At 69.3% G+C, this 20,516-nt stretch carries 20 protein-coding genes; all 20 read left to right on the top strand.

Annotated elements, in window-relative coordinates; translation table 11 throughout:
• Nucleotides 1–338: 338 nt before the first annotated feature.
• The 20 genes from thrB (at nucleotide 339) to ACGFZK_RS11465 (ending at nucleotide 20,516) form a co-directional block, all read left to right on the top strand.
• Nucleotides 339–1,265 (top strand): homoserine kinase, encoded by a 927-nt coding sequence (gene thrB / locus ACGFZK_RS11560; RefSeq protein ID WP_393848660.1) that lies wholly within the window; start codon nucleotides 339–341, stop codon nucleotides 1,263–1,265.
• 433 nt (nucleotides 1,266–1,698) lie between these two features.
• Entirely contained in the window at nucleotides 1,699–3,810 is a 2,112-nt protein-coding gene (rho, locus tag ACGFZK_RS11555) for a transcription termination factor Rho (RefSeq protein ID WP_393848659.1), read from the top strand.
• Between the two features lie 224 nt (nucleotides 3,811–4,034).
• Nucleotides 4,035–5,138, top strand: a complete 1,104-nt coding sequence (locus ACGFZK_RS11550; RefSeq protein ID WP_393848658.1) for an LCP family protein — start codon at nucleotides 4,035–4,037, stop codon at nucleotides 5,136–5,138.
• Between the two features lie 217 nt (nucleotides 5,139–5,355).
• Nucleotides 5,356–5,574, top strand: coding sequence for a 50S ribosomal protein L31 (rpmE, locus tag ACGFZK_RS11545; RefSeq protein WP_030708126.1), 219 nt, complete (start codon nucleotides 5,356–5,358; stop codon nucleotides 5,572–5,574).
• A 126-nt stretch (nucleotides 5,575–5,700) separates the two neighbouring features.
• Complete coding sequence (gene prfA, locus ACGFZK_RS11540; protein ID WP_393848657.1) at nucleotides 5,701–6,780, top strand: peptide chain release factor 1; 1,080 nt, start codon at nucleotides 5,701–5,703, stop codon at nucleotides 6,778–6,780.
• A 50-nt stretch (nucleotides 6,781–6,830) separates the two neighbouring features.
• On the top strand, nucleotides 6,831–7,676 hold the full coding sequence (gene prmC, locus ACGFZK_RS11535) for a peptide chain release factor N(5)-glutamine methyltransferase (protein WP_327383224.1): 846 nt from the start codon (nucleotides 6,831–6,833) through the stop codon (nucleotides 7,674–7,676).
• Nucleotides 7,677–7,725: 49 nt separating this feature from the next.
• Nucleotides 7,726–8,373: an L-threonylcarbamoyladenylate synthase gene (locus ACGFZK_RS11530; protein ID WP_030720925.1), complete on the top strand. Its 648-nt coding sequence runs from the start codon at nucleotides 7,726–7,728 to the stop codon at nucleotides 8,371–8,373.
• Complete coding sequence (locus ACGFZK_RS11525; RefSeq protein WP_393848656.1) at nucleotides 8,370–9,026, top strand: protein-tyrosine-phosphatase; 657 nt, start codon at nucleotides 8,370–8,372, stop codon at nucleotides 9,024–9,026. The genes ACGFZK_RS11530 and ACGFZK_RS11525 overlap by 4 nt, the downstream gene beginning before the upstream one ends.
• 103 nt (nucleotides 9,027–9,129) lie before the next feature.
• Nucleotides 9,130–10,359, top strand: coding sequence for a serine hydroxymethyltransferase (gene glyA / locus ACGFZK_RS11520; protein ID WP_393848655.1), 1,230 nt, complete (start codon nucleotides 9,130–9,132; stop codon nucleotides 10,357–10,359).
• A 116-nt stretch (nucleotides 10,360–10,475) separates the two neighbouring features.
• Entirely contained in the window at nucleotides 10,476–11,798 is a 1,323-nt protein-coding gene (locus ACGFZK_RS11515; RefSeq protein WP_393848654.1) for an MraY family glycosyltransferase, read from the top strand.
• Between the two features lie 274 nt (nucleotides 11,799–12,072).
• The gene (locus ACGFZK_RS11510; protein ID WP_393848653.1) at nucleotides 12,073–12,510 is read left to right on the top strand and encodes a hypothetical protein; all 438 of its coding nucleotides are present in this window, start codon (nucleotides 12,073–12,075) and stop codon (nucleotides 12,508–12,510) included.
• Between the two features lie 210 nt (nucleotides 12,511–12,720).
• A complete protein-coding gene (gene atpB / locus ACGFZK_RS11505) occupies nucleotides 12,721–13,557 on the top strand; it encodes a F0F1 ATP synthase subunit A (RefSeq protein ID WP_393848935.1) in 837 nt (278 codons plus the stop codon).
• Nucleotides 13,558–13,639: 82 nt separating this feature from the next.
• Complete coding sequence (atpE, locus tag ACGFZK_RS11500; RefSeq protein WP_030386954.1) at nucleotides 13,640–13,867, top strand: ATP synthase F0 subunit C; 228 nt, start codon at nucleotides 13,640–13,642, stop codon at nucleotides 13,865–13,867.
• A gap of 41 nt (nucleotides 13,868–13,908) precedes the next feature.
• Complete coding sequence (locus ACGFZK_RS11495; RefSeq protein WP_393848652.1) at nucleotides 13,909–14,451, top strand: F0F1 ATP synthase subunit B; 543 nt, start codon at nucleotides 13,909–13,911, stop codon at nucleotides 14,449–14,451.
• Nucleotides 14,448–15,263, top strand: coding sequence for a F0F1 ATP synthase subunit delta (locus ACGFZK_RS11490; protein ID WP_393848651.1), 816 nt, complete (start codon nucleotides 14,448–14,450; stop codon nucleotides 15,261–15,263). Before ACGFZK_RS11495 ends, ACGFZK_RS11490 begins: the two co-directional genes overlap by 4 nt.
• Before the next feature lie 130 nt (nucleotides 15,264–15,393).
• Nucleotides 15,394–16,989 (top strand): F0F1 ATP synthase subunit alpha, encoded by a 1,596-nt coding sequence (atpA, locus tag ACGFZK_RS11485; RefSeq protein ID WP_393848650.1) that lies wholly within the window; start codon nucleotides 15,394–15,396, stop codon nucleotides 16,987–16,989.
• Nucleotides 16,990–17,009: 20 nt separating this feature from the next.
• The gene (locus ACGFZK_RS11480; protein ID WP_266614941.1) at nucleotides 17,010–17,927 is read left to right on the top strand and encodes a F0F1 ATP synthase subunit gamma; all 918 of its coding nucleotides are present in this window, start codon (nucleotides 17,010–17,012) and stop codon (nucleotides 17,925–17,927) included.
• Nucleotides 17,927–19,369 (top strand): F0F1 ATP synthase subunit beta, encoded by a 1,443-nt coding sequence (gene atpD / locus ACGFZK_RS11475; RefSeq protein WP_215148872.1) that lies wholly within the window; start codon nucleotides 17,927–17,929, stop codon nucleotides 19,367–19,369. The genes ACGFZK_RS11480 and atpD overlap by 1 nt, the downstream gene beginning before the upstream one ends.
• Nucleotides 19,370–19,534: 165 nt before the next feature.
• Entirely contained in the window at nucleotides 19,535–19,906 is a 372-nt protein-coding gene (locus ACGFZK_RS11470) for a F0F1 ATP synthase subunit epsilon (RefSeq protein ID WP_150259378.1), read from the top strand.
• A gap of 163 nt (nucleotides 19,907–20,069) precedes the next feature.
• The gene (locus tag ACGFZK_RS11465) at nucleotides 20,070–20,516 is read left to right on the top strand and encodes a DUF2550 domain-containing protein (RefSeq protein WP_393848649.1); all 447 of its coding nucleotides are present in this window, start codon (nucleotides 20,070–20,072) and stop codon (nucleotides 20,514–20,516) included.

Genomic DNA, 20,516 nt, shown 5'->3' with positions numbered 1-20,516 from the left:
CCGCAACACCGTGTGAGCCGGGTCCCGGAGGGCTTCCGAAGGTCTTTCGAGGCCTTCTCGAGACCCTCCGGAACCCGGCAACTCGCCCCGTACGACAACAAAAATGCGGTCGAAGTCGGTCGAAGTCGGTCGAATTCCGCGACACGCAGCGTGCGCCTCCTGTGCGCCCTATGTCGCGAGAGAACCTTCCTTCGATACGCTGTACCCACATCCGCCACCGCGCATATGACTGCGGTGCTGCCCCGAGGGCCTTCGGGTGTCGTACGTTCTCCAGTACATTCGCAGCGAGCCAGCGAAGAGCGAAGATCTCGCACAGTCACAAGGAGTGTCATCGGACGATGGCCGGTCCAGCGTTCCGCGCCGCCGCCGTACGGGTGCGCGTCCCCGCCAGCAGTGCCAACCTCGGCCCGGGCTTCGACGCCCTGGGCCTGGCCCTGGGGCTCTACGACGACGTAGTCGTCCGGGTGGCCGACTCCGGCCTGAACATCGACATCGCGGGTGAGGGTGCCGACACCCTCCCGCGGGACGAGAGCCACCTGCTCGTACGCTCCATGCGCACCGCCTTCGACCTGCTGGGCGGCCAGCCGCGCGGCCTCGAGGTCGTCTGCGCCAACCGCATCCCGCACGGCCGCGGGCTCGGTTCCTCCTCCGCCGCCATCTGCGCCGGCATCGTCGCCGCCCGCGCCGTGACCATAGGCGGCGAGGCCAAGCTCGACGACGCGGCGCTGCTGGAGCTCGCCACCGAGATCGAGGGCCACCCCGACAACGTGGCCGCCTGTCTGCTCGGCGGGTTCACCCTCGCCTGGATGGACGGCGGCAGTGCCAAGGCGATCCGGATGGAGCCCGCCGAATCCATCGTTCCGGTGGTCTTCGTACCGTCCAAGCCGGTCCTCACGGAGACCGCGCGCGGCCTGCTGCCGCGCTCCGTCCCCCATGTGGACGCGGCCGCCAACGCGGGCCGCGCGGGCCTGCTCGTGGAAGCCCTGACCAGGCGTCCCGAGCTCCTGCTGCCGGCCACCGAGGACCGGCTCCACCAGGAGTACCGCTCGCCGGCGATGCCGGAGAGCGTGGCACTCGTCAACAGGCTGCGGGCGGACGGGATCCCCGCGGTCATCTCCGGCGCGGGCCCCACGGTCCTCGCGCTGGTCGACAACGGCGCGGCCGACAAGGTCGCGCAGCTCGCGGGCGAGGGGTGGGCGGCCAACCGGCTCGCACTCGACGCCGCGGGCGCGAGCGTGCTTCCGCTGGGCACCCAGGGCGGCTGAGGCCGCATTTCTGCAGTGCACAGCCGGTCAGGGGCGGGCGGCCTGGGCAGGCCGTCCGCGCGGAAGGGCGCGATTGCCGGTGATTGAGAGGGGGAATATCTATTGGATCCGGTAGTGTTAGTCTCAAGTGCGCATCGGAAGCCGCCATGGCTCGGTGCTCAGTGTCCCCATTCGGGACCGCATTTCTTCCGGGAGCCTCCCCGACTGCTTTGATCACTTCCAGCAGTTTCGAGCACGCTCCGGAATCGGCGTGACATTCCCACGCTTTCAGCTCGGGGGCTTCTCGCCGGAACCAGCCATGCACGTTTCTCTCCGCCGTATTTCTACCGGCGGACCACCGCCCCGGCACGGTCCACACCTAGGACTGTTGTCGGACAGCACAACCGGTCGCCGAGCCAGACAGGCCGACGTCCGCTCCAGGGAAGGACCCTTCGTGAGCGACACCACCGATCTGATGGGCGCTGCCGACACCTCTGTCGACACCAGTGCCCCCGCCGCGGGCGCCGCACCCAAGCGTCGACGCACCGGCACCGGCCTTGACGGCATGGTCCTGGCCGAGCTGCAGCAGGTCGCGTCGGGCCTCGGGATCAGGGGCACCGCGCGGATGCGCAAGAGCCAGCTGATCGAGGTCATCAAGGAGGCGCAGGCGGGCAGCGGTGCCCCCAAGGCCGCCGCCTCCACTGCCGCAGACACCGCCGAGGCCAAGCCGAAGCGTCGCGCCACCAGCAAGGCCCGCACGGGCGAGGCCGCCGCCGAGGCGCCCGCCGAGAAGCCCGCCACGCAGGCGCAGATCGAGATCCCGGGCCAGCCGGCCAGCGACGACGCCCCGGCAGGCGAGCGCCGCCGCCGTCGGGCCACGGCCCCCTCCGGCAGCCCGGAGTCCTCGGCCCCCGTCGCCGTGCAGGTCGAGCAGAAGACCGAGACCGTCCCCGCCGCCACCGCCCCCTCCGAGGCCAAGGCCGAAGCCGCCACCGCGGTCTCCGCCGGCCAGGCGCAGGGCCAGGACGGCGAGGGCCGTGGCCGTCGCGACCGCCGTGACCGCGGCGACCGCGGTGACCGCACCGAGCGCCAGCGCGACCGCCGTGACCGCGGCGCCAAGGCCGATGACCAGGGCCAGGGCGGCCAGGGCCAGGGCGGCCAGGGCCAGGGCGCGCAGGGTGGCCAGGGTGGTCAGGGCGGCGGCCGTCAGGACCGCGCGGACCGCCAGCAGCAGGGCGGCCGTGGCCAGGGCCAGGGCCAGGGTCAGCAGGGCCGTCAGGACCGCCAGGACCGCCAGGACAACGGTCCCCAGGACGACTTCGACGGTGAGGACGGCCGTCGTGGCCGCCGCGGCCGCTACCGCGACCGCCGTGGCCGCCGTGGCCGCGACGAGTTCGCGCCGGCCGAGCCGCAGGTCGCCGACGACGACGTCCTGATCCCCGTCGCGGGCATCCTCGACATCCTCGACAACTACGCGTTCATCCGGACCTCGGGCTACCTGCCCGGCCCCAACGACGTGTACGTGTCCCTCGCTCAGGTCCGCAAGGCCGGCCTGCGCAAGGGTGACCACACCACCGGTGCGGTCCGCCAGCCCAAGGACGGCGAGCGCCGCGAGAAGTTCAACGCCCTCGTGCGTCTGGACTCGGTGAACGGCATGGCGCCCGAATCCGGCCGCGGCCGCCCGGAGTTCCAGAAGCTCACCCCGCTCTACCCGCAGGACCGGCTCCGTCTGGAGACCGACCCGGGCGTGCTGACCACCCGCATCATCGACCTCGTGTCGCCGATCGGCAAGGGCCAGCGAGGCCTGATCGTGGCCCCGCCGAAGACCGGCAAGACCATGATCATGCAGGCGATCGCCAACGCGATCACCGTCAACAACCCCGAGTGCCACCTGATGGTCGTCCTGGTCGACGAGCGTCCGGAAGAGGTCACCGACATGCAGCGGTCGGTCAAGGGAGAGGTCATCTCCTCGACCTTCGACCGCCCGGCCGAGGACCACACCACCGTCGCCGAGCTGGCCATCGAGCGCGCCAAGCGTCTCGTCGAGCTGGGTCACGACGTGGTCGTCCTGCTGGACTCCATCACCCGTCTGGGCCGCGCGTACAACCTCGCGGCGCCCGCCTCCGGCCGCATCCTGTCCGGTGGTGTCGACTCGACCGCGCTGTACCCGCCGAAGCGCTTCTTCGGTGCCGCGCGCAACATCGAGGACGGCGGCTCGCTGACCATCCTGGCCACCGCGCTCGTCGACACCGGCTCGCGCATGGACGAGGTGATCTTCGAGGAGTTCAAGGGCACCGGCAACATGGAGCTCAAGCTCGACCGGAAGCTCGCCGACAAGCGCATCTTCCCGGCCGTCGACGTCGACCCGTCGGGCACCCGCAAGGAGGAGATCCTCCTCAACGCGGAGGAGCTCGCCATCGTCTGGAAGCTGCGCCGGGTGCTGCACGCGCTCGACTCGCAGCAGGCGATCGAGCTGCTTCTCGACAAGATGAAGCAGACGAAGTCGAACGCCGAGTTCCTGATGCAGATCGCGAAGACGACCCCGTCGGGCAAGAACGACGACTGACGTCCGGCACGCGCATCCCCGCGACAGCCCCCGCCGCACCCGCGACGGGGGCTGTCGCGCGTCCACGCGGCGTCCGGGCCGTACGGTGCCACCCGGGCGCCGCGACCGGCGGTTCGGGCCGCGAGGGAACCCTGGGCGGCGTACACCCGTCTGTGTCAGAGGGACCGCGGGAAGGACGGCGGGCCCGCAGCGACCAGAGGACCGGACTCAGGACTGAGGAGAGCATGACCGAGGAGAGCAAGGACCACGGCGGGCGTGCCGCCGCCCGGCGGAGCCGACGCAAACCGGCGAAGCGCCGCAAGGCCCTCGCCGTCGTCGCCTGGAGCGCCGCGGGGGTGGTCCTGCTGGGAGGCGCGGGCCTCGGCTACTTCTACTTCAAGTTCAACGGCAATCTGAAGACCGTCGACATCGACCAGGCGCTCGGCACCGACCGCCCGCAGAACGTCGACAACGGATCGATGGACATCCTCGTCCTCGGCTCCGACTCCCGCGGCGGCGCCAACGGCGAGTACGGCCAGGACGACGGCGGCTCGGCCCGCTCCGACACGGCGATGATCATCCACCTGTACGAGGGCCACGAGAAGGCCAGCGTCGTGTCCATACCGCGCGACACCATGATCTCCCGCCCCTCCTGCCCCACGGCGGGCGGCAAGACCGACCCCGGCGGGGCGCGCACGCAGTTCAACGAGGCCTTCACCGTCGGCGGGGCCGCCTGCGCGGTCAAGACCGTCGAGAAGATGTCGGGGATCCGTATGGATCACTACATGGAGGTCGACTTCACCGGCTTCAAGAAGATCATCGACAACCTCGGCGGCGTCGAGGTGACCACCAGCAAGCCGATCAAGGACGGCGCCAGCCACCTCGACCTCGCGGCCGGCACCAACAAGCTCAACGGGGAGCAGGCCCTCGGCCTCGTCCGCACCCGCAAGAGCGTCGGCGACGGCAGCGACCTCGGGCGAATACAGCTCCAGCAGGCCTTCATCAAGGCGCTCATCAAGCAGGTCAAGGGCATCGGCCTCTTCGACAACCCCAAGAAGCTCCTCGACCTCGCCGACTCCGCCACCAAGGCGATCACCACCGACAAGGCGCTCGGTGACGTGAAGTCCCTCATGGGCTTCGCCCAGGGCCTCCAGGGCATCGACGCCCAGGACATGCAGATGATCACGCTGCCGGTGACCACGGACGCCCGCGACGCCAACCGCGTGGCGCCGCTCACCAAGGAGACCAAGATGGTCTGGGACGCCCTGCTGGCCGACCAGCCGATCCCGGCAGAGGCCACCGTGAACTCCTCCGGAGACAAGGGCACGGCCGGGTCGATCGTCCAGTAGAGCCCCTGCTGCGCGGGCCGCGCACGGGACTGCGCACGGGGCCGGGCGGGGGCCGCGGGCCCGTGCGGAATAGATGGCGACCCCTTCCCGTTGAGGGAGGCGTCCTCAGAATTTTGACAGGCAGCCCGGTCCTGGCAGACTGGTCTGTCGGCCCCGGTTCACGCAGTGCGCAATTCGGCTCCTGCGACCCGGCGCCCTCCCGAATCTAGGAGACACCTTGAAGCGCGATGTTCACCCCGAGTACGTCGAGACCCAGGTCAGCTGCACCTGTGGCGCGTCGTTCACCACTCGTAGCACCCTGACCGAGGGCTCCATCCGAGCCGAGGTCTGCTCCGAGTGCCACCCGTTCTACACGGGCAAGCAGAAGATCCTCGACACCGGTGGCCGTGTGGCCCGCTTCGAGGCCCGCTTCGGCAAGGGTGCGGCCAAGAAGTAGCGCGACCCAGGCGCCGGTCTCCGGCCGCCCCCTGTCCACTCGGGGGCGGCCGGACCGGCGCCTTTGTCGTCGTTCCGCCACGTCCCCCGTGCAGTCCCCTCGCACTTTCACCCCAGGAGTCCCCCGATGTTCGAAGCGGTCGAGGAATTGGTCGGCGAACACGCCGACCTCGAGACGAAGCTCGCCGACCCTTCGGTCCACTCGGATCAGGCCAACGCGCGCAAGCTGAACAAGCGCTACGCGGAACTGACCCCGATCGTTGCGACCTTCCGTGCCTGGAAGCAGTCCGCCGAGGACATCGAGACGGCCAAGGAGTTCGCGGCCGACGACCCCGACTTCATCGCCGAGGTCAAGGAACTGAGCGCGCAGCGCGAGGAGCTCACCGAGAAGCTCCGTCTGCTGCTCGTTCCGCGCGACCCCAGCGACGACAAGGACGTGCTCCTCGAGGTCAAGGCGGGCGCGGGCGGCGACGAGTCGGCGCTGTTCGCCGGCGACCTGCTGCGCATGTACCTGCGCTACGCCGAGCGCGTGGGCTGGAAGACCGAGATCATCGACGCCACCGAGTCCGAGCTCGGCGGCTACAAGGACGTCCAGGTCTCCGTCCGCACCAAGGGCGGCAACGGCGCCACCGAGCCCGGCCAGGGCGTGTGGGCCCGCCTGAAGTACGAGGGCGGCGTGCACCGCGTCCAGCGCGTTCCGGCCACCGAGTCCCAGGGCCGCATCCACACCTCCGCCGCCGGCGTGCTCGTCACCCCGGAGGCCGAGGAGGTCGAGGTCGAGGTCAACATGAACGACCTCCGCATCGACGTGTACCGCTCCTCCGGCCCCGGCGGCCAGTCCGTCAACACCACCGACTCGGCCGTGCGCATCACGCACCTCCCGACCGGTGTGGTCGCCTCCTGCCAGAACGAGAAGAGCCAGCTCCAGAACAAGGAGCAGGCCATGCGTATCCTGCGCTCGAGGCTCCTCGCCGCCGCGCAGGAGGCCGCCGAGCAGGAGGCCTCGGACGTGCGCCGCAGCCAGGTGCGCTCCGTGGACCGTTCCGAGAAGATCCGTACGTACAACTACCCGGAAAACCGGATCTCGGACCACCGGACCGGTTTCAAGGCGTACAACTTGGACCAGGTGCTCGACGGTGACCTCGACGCGGTCATCCAGGCCTGTGTCGACACGGACTCCGCGGCCAAGCTCGCGGCCGCGCACTGACCTGACCCCCGTACCACCCCCCCCGTACGACAGTAGCCCGGAGGACCAGCGTGAACTTGCTGCTTGCCGAGGTGGCCCAGGCCACCCAGCGGCTGGCCGCCGCCGGCGTGCCCTCACCGCGCTTCGACGCGGAGGAGCTCGCCGCCTTCGTGCACGGCGTCAAACGGGGGGAACTGCACCACGTCAAGGACACGGACTTCGACGCCCGCTACTGGGAGGCCGTCGCCCGCCGCGAGGCGCGCGAGCCGCTCCAGCACATCACCGGCCGCGCCTTCTTCCGGTACCTGGAGCTCCAGGTCGGGCCCGGGGTCTTCGTACCCCGGCCCGAGACCGAGTCGGTCGTGGACTGGGCCATACACGCCGTCCGCGCGATGGACGTCGTCGAGCCGCTGATCGTGGACCTGTGCACCGGCTCCGGCGCGATCGCGCTGGCCATGGCCCAGGAGGTGCCGCGCTCGCGCGTGCACGCGGTCGAGCTGTCCGAGGACGCCCTGCGGTGGACGCGCAAGAACGCCGAGGGCTCCCGGGTCACCGTCCACCAGGGCGACGCCCTGAGCGCGCTGCCCGAGCTCGACGGCCAGGTCGACCTGGTCATCTCCAACCCGCCGTACATCCCGCTCACCGAGTGGGAGTACGTCGCCCCCGAGGCCCGCGACCACGATCCGGAGATGGCGCTCTTCTCCGGCGAGGACGGCCTCGACACCATCCGCGGTATCGAGCGCACCGCCCACCGGCTGCTGCGGCCCGGCGGCATCGTCGTCATCGAGCACGCCGACACCCAGGGCGGCCAGGTCCCGTGGATCTTCGCCGAGGAGCGGGGCTGGGCCGACGCGGCAGACCACCCGGACCTCAACAACCGCCCGCGCTTCGCGACCGCCCGCAAGGCTCTGCCGTGACCGGCGCGACGATTTCCGCCACCCCCCTGCTGCACGAGGAGGCCCGCTGATGGCCCGGCGATACGACTGCAACGACGCGACGGACCGTAAGACGGGTCTGCGTGAAGCCGCATCCGCCGTGCGTCGCGGCGAGCTCGTCGTGCTGCCCACCGACACCCTGTACGGGATCGGCGCGGACGCCTTCAGCCCGGAGGCAGTCCACGACCTGCTGGCCGCCAAGGGCCGCGGCCGCGGCATGCCCACCCCGGTGCTCATCGGCTCGCCGAACACGCTCCACGGCCTCGTCACGGACTTCTCCGAGCAGGCCTGGGAGCTCGTCGACGCCTTCTGGCCGGGCGCGCTGACCCTGGTCGCCAAGCACCAGCCCTCGCTGGCGTGGGACCTGGGGGACACCCAGGGCACCGTGGCCGTACGCATGCCCCTGCACCCCGTCGCGATCGAGCTGCTGACCGAGGTCGGCCCGATGGCGGTGTCCTCGGCCAACCTGTCCGGGCACCCGGCGCCCGAGGACTGCGACGCCGCGCGCGAGATGCTCGGGGACTCCGTGTCCGTGTACCTGGACGGCGGCCCGACGCCCGGCATCCAGCCGTCGTCGATCGTCGACGTCACCGGGAAGGTTCCCGTCCTGCTGCGCGAGGGGGCGCTCACCGCAGACCAGCTGCGGGAGGTCGTACCCGACCTCGAGGTCGCCCCGTGAGCCCTGAGGGGCGTGGCATAGCAGGGGGACACCGCCCGGCGGTAGCCGGGGGAAACACTTTCCGCATACTCCACGTCAGCACCGGGAACGTGTGCCGCTCGCCGATCACCGAGCGGCTGACGCGGCATGCCCTCTCGCACCGCCTCGGCGGCCCCGTCACCGGCGACCTCATCGTGGAGAGCGCCGGCACCTGGGGCCACGAGGGCGCCCCGATGGAGGCGAACGCGGCCGCCGTGCTGGCGGACTTCGGTGCCGACGCGTCCGGGTTCACCGGCCGGGAGCTGCTGGACGAGCACGTCATACGCGCGGACCTGGTGCTGACCGCCACCCGTGACCACCGGGCCCAGGTCATCTCGATGGGCCACTCGGCGGGTCTGCGCACCTTCACGCTGAAGGAGTTCACCCGCCTGGTGCGGGCGATAGACCCGGCCACCCTGCCGCCGCTGGACGACGGCATGGCGGAGCGGGCGCGGGCCCTGGTCCGGGCCGCCGCGGCGCTGCGCGGCTGGCTGCTGGCGCCGTCGCCCGACGCGGACGAGGTGTACGACCCGTACGGGGCCCCCATCACTTTCTTCCGCTCGATCGGCGACGAGATCAACCAGGCCCTGGATCCGGTGGTGACGGCCTTGACGGGCGTGACCACTCCGCGCTGACGGGGCACCCGCGACGCGACGGGGCACCCGCGCCGCGCTGACCGGGCACGCCGGGGCCCACAGGCCTACAGTGGCTGGTACCCGGTACCCATGGAGTCGCGCCATGAGCGTCATCACCCAGCCCACGGACCTGCTGCGCATGCAGGACCCGCAGATGGCCGACGTACTCGCCGGGGAGCGGCAGCGGCAGGCCGGCACCCTGCAGATGATCGCCGCGGAGAACTTCACCTCGAGCGCCGTGCTCGCCGCGCTCGGGTCCGCGCTCGCCAACAAGTACGCCGAGGGGTACCCGGGCGCCCGGCACCACGGCGGGTGCGAGTACGCCGACCTGGCCGAGCGGACCGCCGTGGAGCGGGCCAAGGCACTCTTCGGGGCCGAGCACGCCAATGTGCAGCCGCACTCCGGCTCCTCCGCCGTCCTGGCCGCGTACGCCGCCCTGCTGCGGCCCGGGGACACCGTGCTGGCGATGGGGCTCTCGTACGGGGGCCACCTCACCCACGGGTCGCCCGCCAACTTCTCCGGGCGGTGGTTCGACTTCGTCGGCTACGGGGTCGACGCCGAAACCGGTCTCATCGACTACCGGCAGGTCCAGCGCCTCGCCCACGCCCACCGGCCCAAGGCGATCGTGTGCGGCTCCATCTCCTACCCCCGCCACCCCGAGTACTCCGCCTTCCGGGAGATCGCCGACGAGGTCGGGGCCTACCTCATCGCGGACGCCGCCCACCCGATCGGGCTGGTGGCCGGCGGGGCCGCGCCCAGCCCCGTCCCGTACGCCGACATCGTCTGCGCGACCACGCACAAGGTGCTGCGCGGGCCGCGCGGCGGGATGGTGCTGTGCGGCGCCGAGTACGCCGAGCGGATCGACCGGGCGGTGTTCCCCTTCACCCAGGGCGGGGCCCAGATGCACACCATCGCCGCCAAGGCCGTGGCCTTCGGGGAGGCGGCCCGGCCCGCCTTCACCACGTACGCCCACCGGGTCGTCGCCAACGCCCGGGCGCTGGCGGGCGCGCTCCAGGAGCACGGGTTCGCCGTCACCACCGGGGGCACGGACACGCACCTGATCACCGCGGACCCGGCGCCGCTGGGTGTGGACGGCCCGACCGCCCGCGGCCGGCTGGCGGCCGCCGGGATCGTGCTGGACACCTGCGCCCTCCCGTACGGGGACCAGCGCGGCATCCGGCTGGGGACGGCCGCCGTGACCACCCAGGGGATGGGGGAGGCGGAGATGGTCCGGATCGCGGCAATGTTCGCCGCGGCGCTGGACGGGGATGGCGTGAAAACACGTACGGAGGTCGGCGAGCTCACGATGGGATTTCCCCCTTACGGTGAGTAAGCGGGGCAAGCGGGGCGTACTGGAACCGGGATACCGCCCCCTCGCGTCCTCGGAGGAGGTGACATCGCAGCTAATGTGTGGGGCTGAGATGGCCGGCGATACATCTGGGGCAGCCCGTGCGTGAATATCTGCTGACGCTTTGCGTCACGGTCGCGGTGACCTACCTGCTGACCGGGCCCGTGCGGAAGTTCGCGATCGCGGCCGGGGCCATGCCGGAGATCCGCGCCCGCGACGTGCACCGCGAGCCCACGCCACGGCTGGGCGGCATCGCCATGTTCGGCGGTCTGTGCGCGGGTCTGCTGGTCGCCGACCACCTGAAGAACCTCAACGGCGTCTTCGAGCTGTCGAACGAACCACGGGCGCTGCTCTCCGGCGCCGCCCTGATCTGGCTGATCGGTGTCCTCGACGACAAGTTCGAGATCGACGCCCTCATCAAGCTCGGCGCACAGATGATCGCCGCCGGCGTGATGGTCATGCAGGGCCTGACCATCCTGTGGATCCCGGTGCCCTTCATCGGCACGGTCGCGCTCACCCAGTGGCAGGGCAACCTGCTCACCGTCGCGCTCGTCGTGATCACCATCAACGCGGTGAACTTCGTCGACGGCCTCGACGGGCTCGCCGCCGGCATGGTCTGCATCGCCGCGGCCGCGTTCTTCCTCTACGCGTACCGGATCTGGTTCGGGTACGGCATCGAGGCGGCCGCGCCGGCCACCCTCTTCGCCGCGATCCTGATGGGCATGTGCCTCGGCTTCCTGCCGCACAACATGCATCCCGCCCGGATCTTCATGGGCGACTCCGGCTCGATGCTCATCGGTCTGGTGCTCGCCGCCGCGGCCATCTCCATCACCGGTCAGGTGGACCCCGACGCCCTGGCCCTGTACGCGCAGGGCGAGCGCAACGCGACGCACGCGATGCTCCCGGTCTTCATCCCGCTGATCCTGCCCCTGACGATCATTGCGATCCCGATGGCGGACCTGGTTCTGGCCATCGTCCGGCGGACCTGGAAGGGCCAGTCGCCCTTCGCGGCCGACCGCGGGCACCTCCACCACCGGCTGCTGGAACTCGGTCATTCGCACAGCCGCGCGGTGCTGATCATGTACTTCTGGTCGGGGCTGATCGCCTTCGGCACGGTGGCCTACTCGGTGCATTCCGCCACGATGTGGATCGTGCTGGCGATCGCCGTGCTGAGCGCGGTCGGCCTGATCCTGCTGCTCCTGCCGCGCTTCACCCCGCGCGCCCCGCGTTGGGCGGAGGGTCTGGTTCCGCCGCGCTACCGCCATGCCGAACGCGCGGCCGAAGCCGCCGCACAGGACACCTCGGGCACGGAACCGGAGCCCGCGAGGCCCATCGCCGCCGGCGTCTCCGGCGTCAACGGCGCGACCGCCGTGGGCCCCCGTTCGCGCTTCCCCGACCGGCGTAAGGCTGAATCCACCCGCTGACGGCGGGGGTGCATGTCCGACATGGATGGCCTTTACCAGACAAGGTGCCTGGCGGTCGCGCACACACGCGCAGGGTCACTCTCATGTGTGACAGTCGGCACACCCAGCAGGTAAAGCTCTCATCAAATAGTTTGTGATACCGTTCACTAAACCCGGCGACCGAGCCGAAGGACCGTAGTGCGACGGTTCCTTGGCCCGAGGTTCCCTCTCGGACCGGGCTTACGCTCGTCCCGTACGAGTCCAGTGCCCCCACCACCACGCGGAGCAAACCGCCATGCGGTCAGATGACGTCCGACTCCTCCTGCAAGCCGCCGTACCCACCGCTGCCGCCGGCGCTATCGCCGCCGTGATCAGCGCGTTGGTCGTCGGCAGCAAGGGTGCAGTCGGAGCTGTCGTCGCGACGCTGGTCGTGATTTTGTTCATGGGTATCGGATTCGTCGTTCTGCAGCGCACGGCGAAATCGCTTCCGCACCTCTTCCAGGCCATGGGGCTCATGCTCTACACGGCCCAGATCCTGCTGCTTTTCGTCTTTGTCGCGGCGTTCAAGAACACCACGCTGTTCCACCCCAAGGCCTTCGCTATCACGCTCGTCGCCACCACCCTGGTGTGGATCGGCGCGCAGACGCGTGCTCATATGAAGGCCAAGATTCTTTACGTCGAACCGGACTCGACGACGGGCAGCAAGCCCGAAAATCCGGGGCCGAAGTCGTGAAGGGTAGGGCCGGGATAAGCGGGCGTTCGAGATCCTGCTATCGTCCGGTGCCAACTGCGGCACTGCGGGCGCGGGCATCTGAGCTGACGCCTGTCCCATCGCGAGGCTCGATGCCTGATCGCCGCCCCATCATCCGTAACACCAGTCCAGTGCCGAACAGCGGCTGCTCGCCGCGCCGACACAACGAGGTTGCCGTACCTATGCGCCACGCTGAAGGAGCCCGCGGTGAGTGCTGACCCGACGACGGTGCTCGCCTTCGAGACCGACTGCCACATCTTCGACGGTTGTGGCTTCCCGGCTCCCGGCCTGCACTCGTTCCTGTTCCAGCCGATCTTCGGCGACGCGGACAGCAACTTCTACTTCAACAAGACGATGCTCCTGGCCCTGCTGGGCTCGGTCATCATCGTCGGCTTCTTCTGGGCCGCGTTCCGGAAGCCGAAGGTCGTCCCGGGCAAGCTGCAGATGGTCGCCGAGGCCGGCTACGACTTCGTGCGCCGCGGCATCGTCTACGAGACGCTGGGCAAGAAGGAGGGCGAGAAGTACGTCCCCCTGATGGTCTCGATCTTCTTCTTCGTCTGGGTCATGAACCTCTGGTCGATCATTCCGCTCGCCCAGTTCCCGGTGACCTCGATCATCGCCTACCCGGCCGGTCTCGCCCTGATCGTCTATGTGATCTGGATGAGCGTGACGTTCAAGCGTCACGGCTTCGTCGGTGGCTTCAAGAACCTGACCGGCTACGACAAGTCGCTCGGCCCGGTCCTGCCGCTGGTCATGGTCATCGAGTTCTTCTCGAACGTCCTGGTCCGCCCGTTCACGCACGCGGTCCGACTGTTCGCGAACATGTTCGCCGGTCACACCCTGCTGCTGCTGTTCACCATCGCCAGCTGGTACCTGCTGAACGGGATCGGCATCGCTTACGCGGGCGTCTCGTTCGTCATGGTCATCGTGATGACCGCGTTCGAGCTCTTCATCCAGGCTGTCCAGGCGTACGTCTTCGTCCTCCTGGCCTGCAGCTTCCTCCAGGGCGCGCTCGCCGAGCACCACTGAGCCAGGCCCGCCCCGCTTAGCCCCCCCGTATTCGTCCGGTGGCCAACCCCCACCGGTCCGTGAAAGAGAAGGAAGAACTGGCATGTCCCAGACCCTTGCCGCCGTCACCGGCTCCCTCAGCTCCGTTGGTTACGGTCTCGCGGCCATCGGCCCCGGCGTCGGCGTCGGCATCATCTTCGGTAACGGCACGCAGGCCCTCGCCCGTCAGCCCGAGGCTGCCGGTCTGATCCGCGCCAACCAGATCCTCGGCTTCGCCTTCTGTGAGGCGCTCGCCCTCATCGGTCTGGTCATGCCGTTCGTCTACAGCTGACGAACCGCGATCACTAGTCCGAACCGACGAAAGGCACTGATGTGAACCTCCTGGTTCTCGCGGCTGAGGGTGGAGAGAACCCCCTCGTTCCGCCGATCCCCGAGCTCGTCATCGGTCTGATCGCCTTCGTCATCGTCTTCGGTTTCCTCGCGAAGAAGCTCCTCCCGAACATCAACAAGGTTCTGGACGAGCGCCGCGAGGCCATCGAGGGCGGTATCGAGAAGGCGGAAGCCGCTCAGACCGAGGCCCAGAGCGTCCTGGAGCAGTACAAGGCCCAGCTCGCCGAAGCCCGGCACGAGGCCGCGCGCCTGCGCCAGGAAGCGCTGGAGCAGGGCACTGCGCTCAAGGAAGAACTGCGCGCAGAGGGCCAGCGGCAGCGTGAGGAGATCATCGCTGCCGGCCACGCCCAGATCGCGGCCGACCGTAAGGCCGCCTCTCAGGCGCTGCGTCAGGACGTGGGCAAGCTCGCCACCGACCTGGCCGGAAAGCTCGTCGGCGAGTCCCTTGAGGACCACGCCCGGCAGAGCCGCACGATCGACCGCTTCCTCAGCGAGCTCGAGGAGAAGGCCGAGGCGGCCCGATGAACGGAGCGAGCCGCGAGGCGCTGGCCTCCGCACGTGAGCGTCTCGACGCGCTGACGGACAACACGTCCGTCGACGCGGCGAAGCTCGCCGGCGAGCTGGCTGCCGTCACCGCGCTGCTCGACCGTGAGGTCTCGCTGCGTCGGGTCGTCACGGACCCGGCGCAGTCCGGCGAGGCCAAGGCCGAGCTGGCCGGTCGGCTGCTCGGCGGCCAGGTCGGCGGGGAAACCCTTGACCTGGTGTCCGGCATGGTCCGGTCCCGCTGGTCGCAGTCCCGTGACCTGGTGGACTCGCTGGAGGAGCTGGCGGCCACCGCCGACCTCACGGCGGCCCAGCAGACGGGCGCGCTCGACAACGTCGAGGACGAGGTCTTCCGGTTCGGCCGGATCGTCTCCTCGAACACCGAGCTGCGTGCGGCGCTGACCGACCGTGCGGCCACCGCCTCCGCCAAGAGCGAGCTGCTGCGCAGCCTGCTCGGCGGCAAGGCGAACGCCGTCACCGAGCGCCTGGTGGTCCGTCTTGTCACGCAGCCGCGTGGACGTAGCCTGGAAGCGGGACTCGAGTCCCTTTCCACGCTCGCCGCCGAGCGCCGCAACCGCATGGTCGCCACTGTGACCAGCGCGGTTCCGCTCAGCGACGTGCAGCGGTCGCGTCTCGGCGCTGTGCTGGCCAAGCTGTACGGCCGCCAGATGCACCTGAACCTCGACGTGGACCCCGAGGTCCTCGGCGGGATCTCGGTGCGAGTCGGCGACGAGGTCATCGACGGCACCATCGCGGACCGCCTCGCCGAGGCGTCGCGCCGCATGGCCGGCTGACCAGCCACCAAAAGAACAAAAGCATTCCTAGCGGCCCGGTTGGGCCGTGCAGAACTTGCAGAAGATTCCTGGGGGTCGCCCCCAGACCCCTAAGAAGCTTCAGGCCCAACAAGGAGAGCAGGGAACCCAGATGGCGGAGCTCACGATCCGGCCGGAGGAGATCCGGGACGCACTGGAGAACTTTGTCCAGTCGTACCAGCCGGACGCGGCCTCGCGCGAGGAGGTCGGAACGGTCAGCGTTGCCGGCGACGGCATCGCGAAGGTGGAGGGCCTGCCCTCCGCCATGGCGAACGAGCTGCTGAAGTTCGAGGACGGCACCCTCGGTCTCGCCCTCAACCTCGAGGAGCGCGAGATCGGTGCGGTCGTCCTCGGCGAGTTCAGCGGTATCGAGGAGGGCCAGCCGGTGCAGCGCACCGGTGAGGTGCTCTCTGTCGGCGTCGGCGAGGGTTACCTCGGCCGTGTCGTCGACCCGCTCGGCAACCCGATCGACGGTCTCGGCGAGATCGCGACCGAAGGCCGTCGCGCCCTGGAGCTGCAGGCTCCGGGCGTCATGGTCCGTAAGTCGGTGCACGAGCCGATGCAGACCGGCTACAAGGCCATCGACGCCATGGTGCCCGTCGGCCGCGGCCAGCGTCAGCTGATCATCGGTGACCGTCAGACGGGTAAGACCGCTCTGGCCGTCGACACGATCATCAACCAGCGCGACAACTGGCGCTCGGGCGACGTGAACAAGCAGGTGCGCTGCATCTACGTCGCCATCGGCCAGAAGGGCTCGACCATCGCGTCCGTTCGCGGCGCCCTGGAAGACGCCGGTGCGCTCGAGTACACGACGATCGTCGCCGCCCCGGCGTCCGACCCGGCCGGCTTCAAGTACCTGGCGCCGTACACCGGTTCCGCCATCGGCCAGCACTGGATGTACGCCGGCAAGCACGTCCTGATCATCTTCGACGACCTGTCGAAGCAGGCCGACGCCTACCGCGCCGTGTCGCTGCTGCTGCGCCGCCCGCCGGGCCGCGAGGCCTACCCGGGTGACGTCTTCTACCTGCACTCCCGTCTGCTGGAGCGCTGCGCGAAGCTGTCCGACGACATGGGCGCCGGTTCGATGACCGGTCTGCCGATCGTCGAGACCAAGGCGAACGACGTGTCGGCGTTCATCCCGACCAACGTCATCTCCATCACCGACGGCCAGTGCTTCCTGGAGTCCGACCTGTTCAACGCGGGCCAGCGCCCGGCGCTGAACGTCGGTATCTCGGTCTCCCGCGTCGGTGGCTCCGCCCAGCACAAGGCCATGAAGCAGGTTTCCGGCCGTCTGCGCCTGGACCTCGCCCAGTACCGCGAGCTGGAGGCGTTCGCCGCCTTCGGTTCCGACCTGGACGCCGCGTCGAAGGCCTCGCTGGAGCGCGGCAAGCGTCTGGTCGAGCTGCTGAAGCAGGGCCAGTACCAGCCGATGCCCGTCGAGGAGCAGGTCATCTCCGTCTGGGCCGGTACCACCGGCAAGATGGACGACGTCCCGGTCAACGACATCCGTCGCTTCGAGTCGGAGCTGCTGGAGCACCTGCGCCGCGAGCGCAAGGACCTCCTCACCTCCATCGCCGACGGCGGCAAGATGTCGGACGACACCCTGTCCTCCATCGCGGACGCCATCGCCGGCTTCAAGCGCCAGTTCGAGACCTCGGACGGCAAGCTCCTGGGCGAGGACGCACCGGCCGTCAACGTCTCCAAGTGACGACGGAAGGGACCTGACTCATGGGAGCGCAGCTCCGGGTCTACAAGCGTCGCATCCGTGCCATCACGGCGACCAAGAAGATCACCAAGGCGATGGAGATGATCGCCGCCTCGCGCATCGTCAAGGCGCAGCGCAAGGTGGCGGCGTCGATGCCGTACGCGACCGAGCTCACCCGTGCGGTGACCGCGGTGGCGACCGGTTCGAACACCAAGCACGCCCTGACGACCGAGGTCGAGCAGCCGACCCGTGCCGCGATCCTGCTCATCACGAGCGACCGCGGTCTGGCCGGTGGCTACTCCTCGAACGCCATCAAGCAGGCGGAGCGGCTCACCGAGCGGCTGCGCGCTGAGGGCAAGGAGGTCGACACGTACATCGTCGGCCGCAAGGGTGTCGCCTACTTCGGGTTCCGCGAGCGCAAGGTCGCGGATTCGTGGACCGGCTTCACCGACAGCCCGGCCTACGCCGACGCCAAGCGCGTCGCCGGACCGCTGATCGAGGCCATCCAGCTGGACACGGCCGAGGGCGGCGTCGACGAGCTGCACGTCGTCTACACGGAATTCGTGTCGATGATGACGCAGAACGCGGTCGACGGCCGGATGCTGCCGCTCAGCCTCGACAAGGCAGAGGAGGAGACCGGCGCGAAGGGCGAGATCCTTCCGCTGTTCGACTTCGAGCCGTCGGCGGAGGACGTCCTCGACGCCCTTCTGCCGCGCTACGTCGAGAGCCGCATCTACAACGCACTGCTGCAGTCGGCCGCTTCCGAGCACGCCGCCCGCCGCCGCGCGATGAAGTCGGCGACCGACAACGCCGGAGACCTCATCAAGAGCCTCTCCCGGCTTGCCAACGCGGCCCGCCAGGCCGAAATCACCCAGGAAATCAGCGAGATCGTCGGTGGCGCGAGCGCCATGGCTGACGCGACCGCGGGGAGTGACAAGTAATGACGACCACTGTTGAGACGGCCGCCGCCACGGGCCGCGTCGCCCGGGTCATCGGCCCGGTCGTCGACGTGGAGTTCCCCGTCGACGCCATGCCCGAGATCTACAACGCCCTCAAGGTCCAGGTCGCAGACCCGGCCGAGGACGGCAAGCTCAAGACGCTGACCCTCGAGGTCGCGCAGCACCTGGGTGACGGCCTCGTCCGTACCATCTCGATGCAGCCGACCGACGGTCTGGTCCGCCAGGCCCCGGTGACCGACACGGGCGAGGGCATCACCGTCCCCGTCGGTGACTTCACCAAGGGCAAGGTGTTCAACACCCTCGGTGAGGTGCTGAACTACCCGGAGGAGAACGCCAACGTCACCGAGCGCTGGCCGATCCACCGCAAGGCCCCTCGCTTCGACGAGCTCGAGTCGAAGACCGAGATGTTCGAGACCGGCGTCAAGGTCATCGACCTTCTCACCCCGTACGTCAAGGGTGGAAAGATCGGTCTGTTCGGTGGTGCCGGTGTCGGCAAGACCGTTCTGATCCAGGAAATGATCTACCGCGTCGCCAACAACCACGACGGTGTGTCGGTGTTCGCGGGCGTCGGTGAGCGTACCCGTGAGGGCAACGACCTCATCGAGGAAATGGCCGACTCGGGCGTCATCGACAAGACGGCGCTTGTCTTCGGTCAGATGGACGAGCCCCCGGGCACCCGTCTGCGCGTCGCGCTTGCCGGTCTGACCATGGCGGAGTACTTCCGCGATGTGCAGAAGCAGGACGTGCTGTTCTTCATCGACAACATCTTCCGGTACACCCAGGCGGGTTCCGAGGTGTCGACCCTGCTCGGCCGTATGCCCTCCGCGGTGGGTTACCAGCCGAACCTGGCCGACGAGATGGGTCTCCTCCAGGAGCGCATCACCTCGACCCGTGGTCACTCGATCACCTCGATGCAGGCGATCTACGTCCCCGCGGACGACCTGACCGACCCGGCGCCGGCGACCACCTTCGCCCACCTCGACGCGACGACGGTTCTCTCCCGTCCGATCTCCGAGAAGGGCATCTACCCGGCCGTGGACCCGCTGGACTCGACGTCCCGCATCCTCGACCCGCGGTACATCGCGGCGGACCACTACGCCACGGCGATGCGCGTCAAGGGGATCCTGCAGAAGTACAAGGACCTCCAGGACATCATCGCGATCCTCGGTATCGACGAGCTGGGCGAGGAGGACAAGCTCGTTGTCCACCGTGCCCGTCGTGTCGAGCGCTTCCTGTCGCAGAACACCCACGTGGCGAAGCAGTTCACCGGCGTGGACGGTTCGGACGTTCCGCTGGAGGAGTCGATCGTGGCGTTCAACGCGATCTGCGACGGCGACTACGACCACTTCCCCGAGCAGGCGTTCTTCCTGTGCGGTGGCATCGAGGACCTGAAGGCGAACGCCAAGGAGCTGGGCGTCTCCTGATCCGGCGCGCTCCTCGCGGGGCGCATCCGGTTCGCAGGCCGCCAGTGAATGCTGACAGTGTCTGCAGACGGAGAGGGGCGGGTATGTCCCGTCCCTCTCCCCACGCCCATTAGAATTTGACCCAACACCCGGCCGACCCGCCGGGTGGTGACCCGAGGAGCCACCTTGGCTGCTGAGCTGCACGTCGAGCTGGTCGCGGCGGACCGCAATGTCTGGTCCGGCGAGGCCACCCTTGTTGTCGCCCGCACCACGTCCGGCGACATCGGCGTCATGCCCGGTCACCAGCCGCTTCTCGGTGTGCTGGAATCGGGCCCGGTGACCATCCGTACCAGCGAGGGCAACACTGTCGTCGCCGCGGTGCACGGCGGTTTCATCTCGTTCGCGGACAACAAGCTGTCCCTGCTGGCCGAGATCGCCGAGCTCGCGGACGAGATTGACGTCCAGCGTGCGGAGCGGGCACTGGAGCGCGCGAAGGCGGAGGCCGATGCGGCCGCCGAGCGTCGCGCTGATGTCCGGCTGCGCGCCGTAACGGGCTGAACGCCCGTCGGAGTTTGATCGTTTGAGTCCTGGGGGGCGACCGCCGGGACTCAGCAGACCTCAGCCGCGGTCCGTGCTGGAATTTTCCAGACCGGGTCGCGGCTGAGGCGATGCAGGTCCGTTTTTTCTCATGCGTATTCGATGAGCGAGGAGGTCGGTGAAGATGCTCCTCGCTCTGCTTGTGAGCGGCCTGGTCGTAACCCTGGTGGTGATCGGGCTGTTTGTCTTCGGGCTGCGCCGCAGACTCATCCAGCGGTCCGGCGGCACCTTCGACTGCAGCATGCGCTGGGGTGTCTCCGAGGAGCCCGACGTCTCCGGCAAGGGCTGGGTGTACGGGGTCGCGCGCTACAGCGGTGACCGGATCGAGTGGTTCCGGGTGTTCTCGTACTCCCCGCGCCCGCGACGGCTGCTGGAGCGGTCCTCCATCGAAGTGGTCGCCCGCCGTGCCCCGGAGGGCGAGGAGGAGCTGGCCCTGCTCTCCGACGCCGTCGTGCTCGGCTGCGTCCACCGGGGGACGCGCCTGGAGCTGGCGATGAGCGAGGACGCGCTGACCGGTTTCCTGGCCTGGCTGGAAGCGGCGCCCCCCGGCCAGCGAGTGAACGTGGCCTAG

The organism is Streptomyces sp. NPDC048257 (assembly GCF_043201855.1).
In the GTDB taxonomy this organism is placed as follows: domain Bacteria; phylum Actinomycetota; class Actinomycetes; order Streptomycetales; family Streptomycetaceae; genus Streptomyces.
The sequence above is the reverse complement of the archived record's forward strand: the minus strand, read 5'-3'. Positions and strand labels throughout refer to the sequence as shown.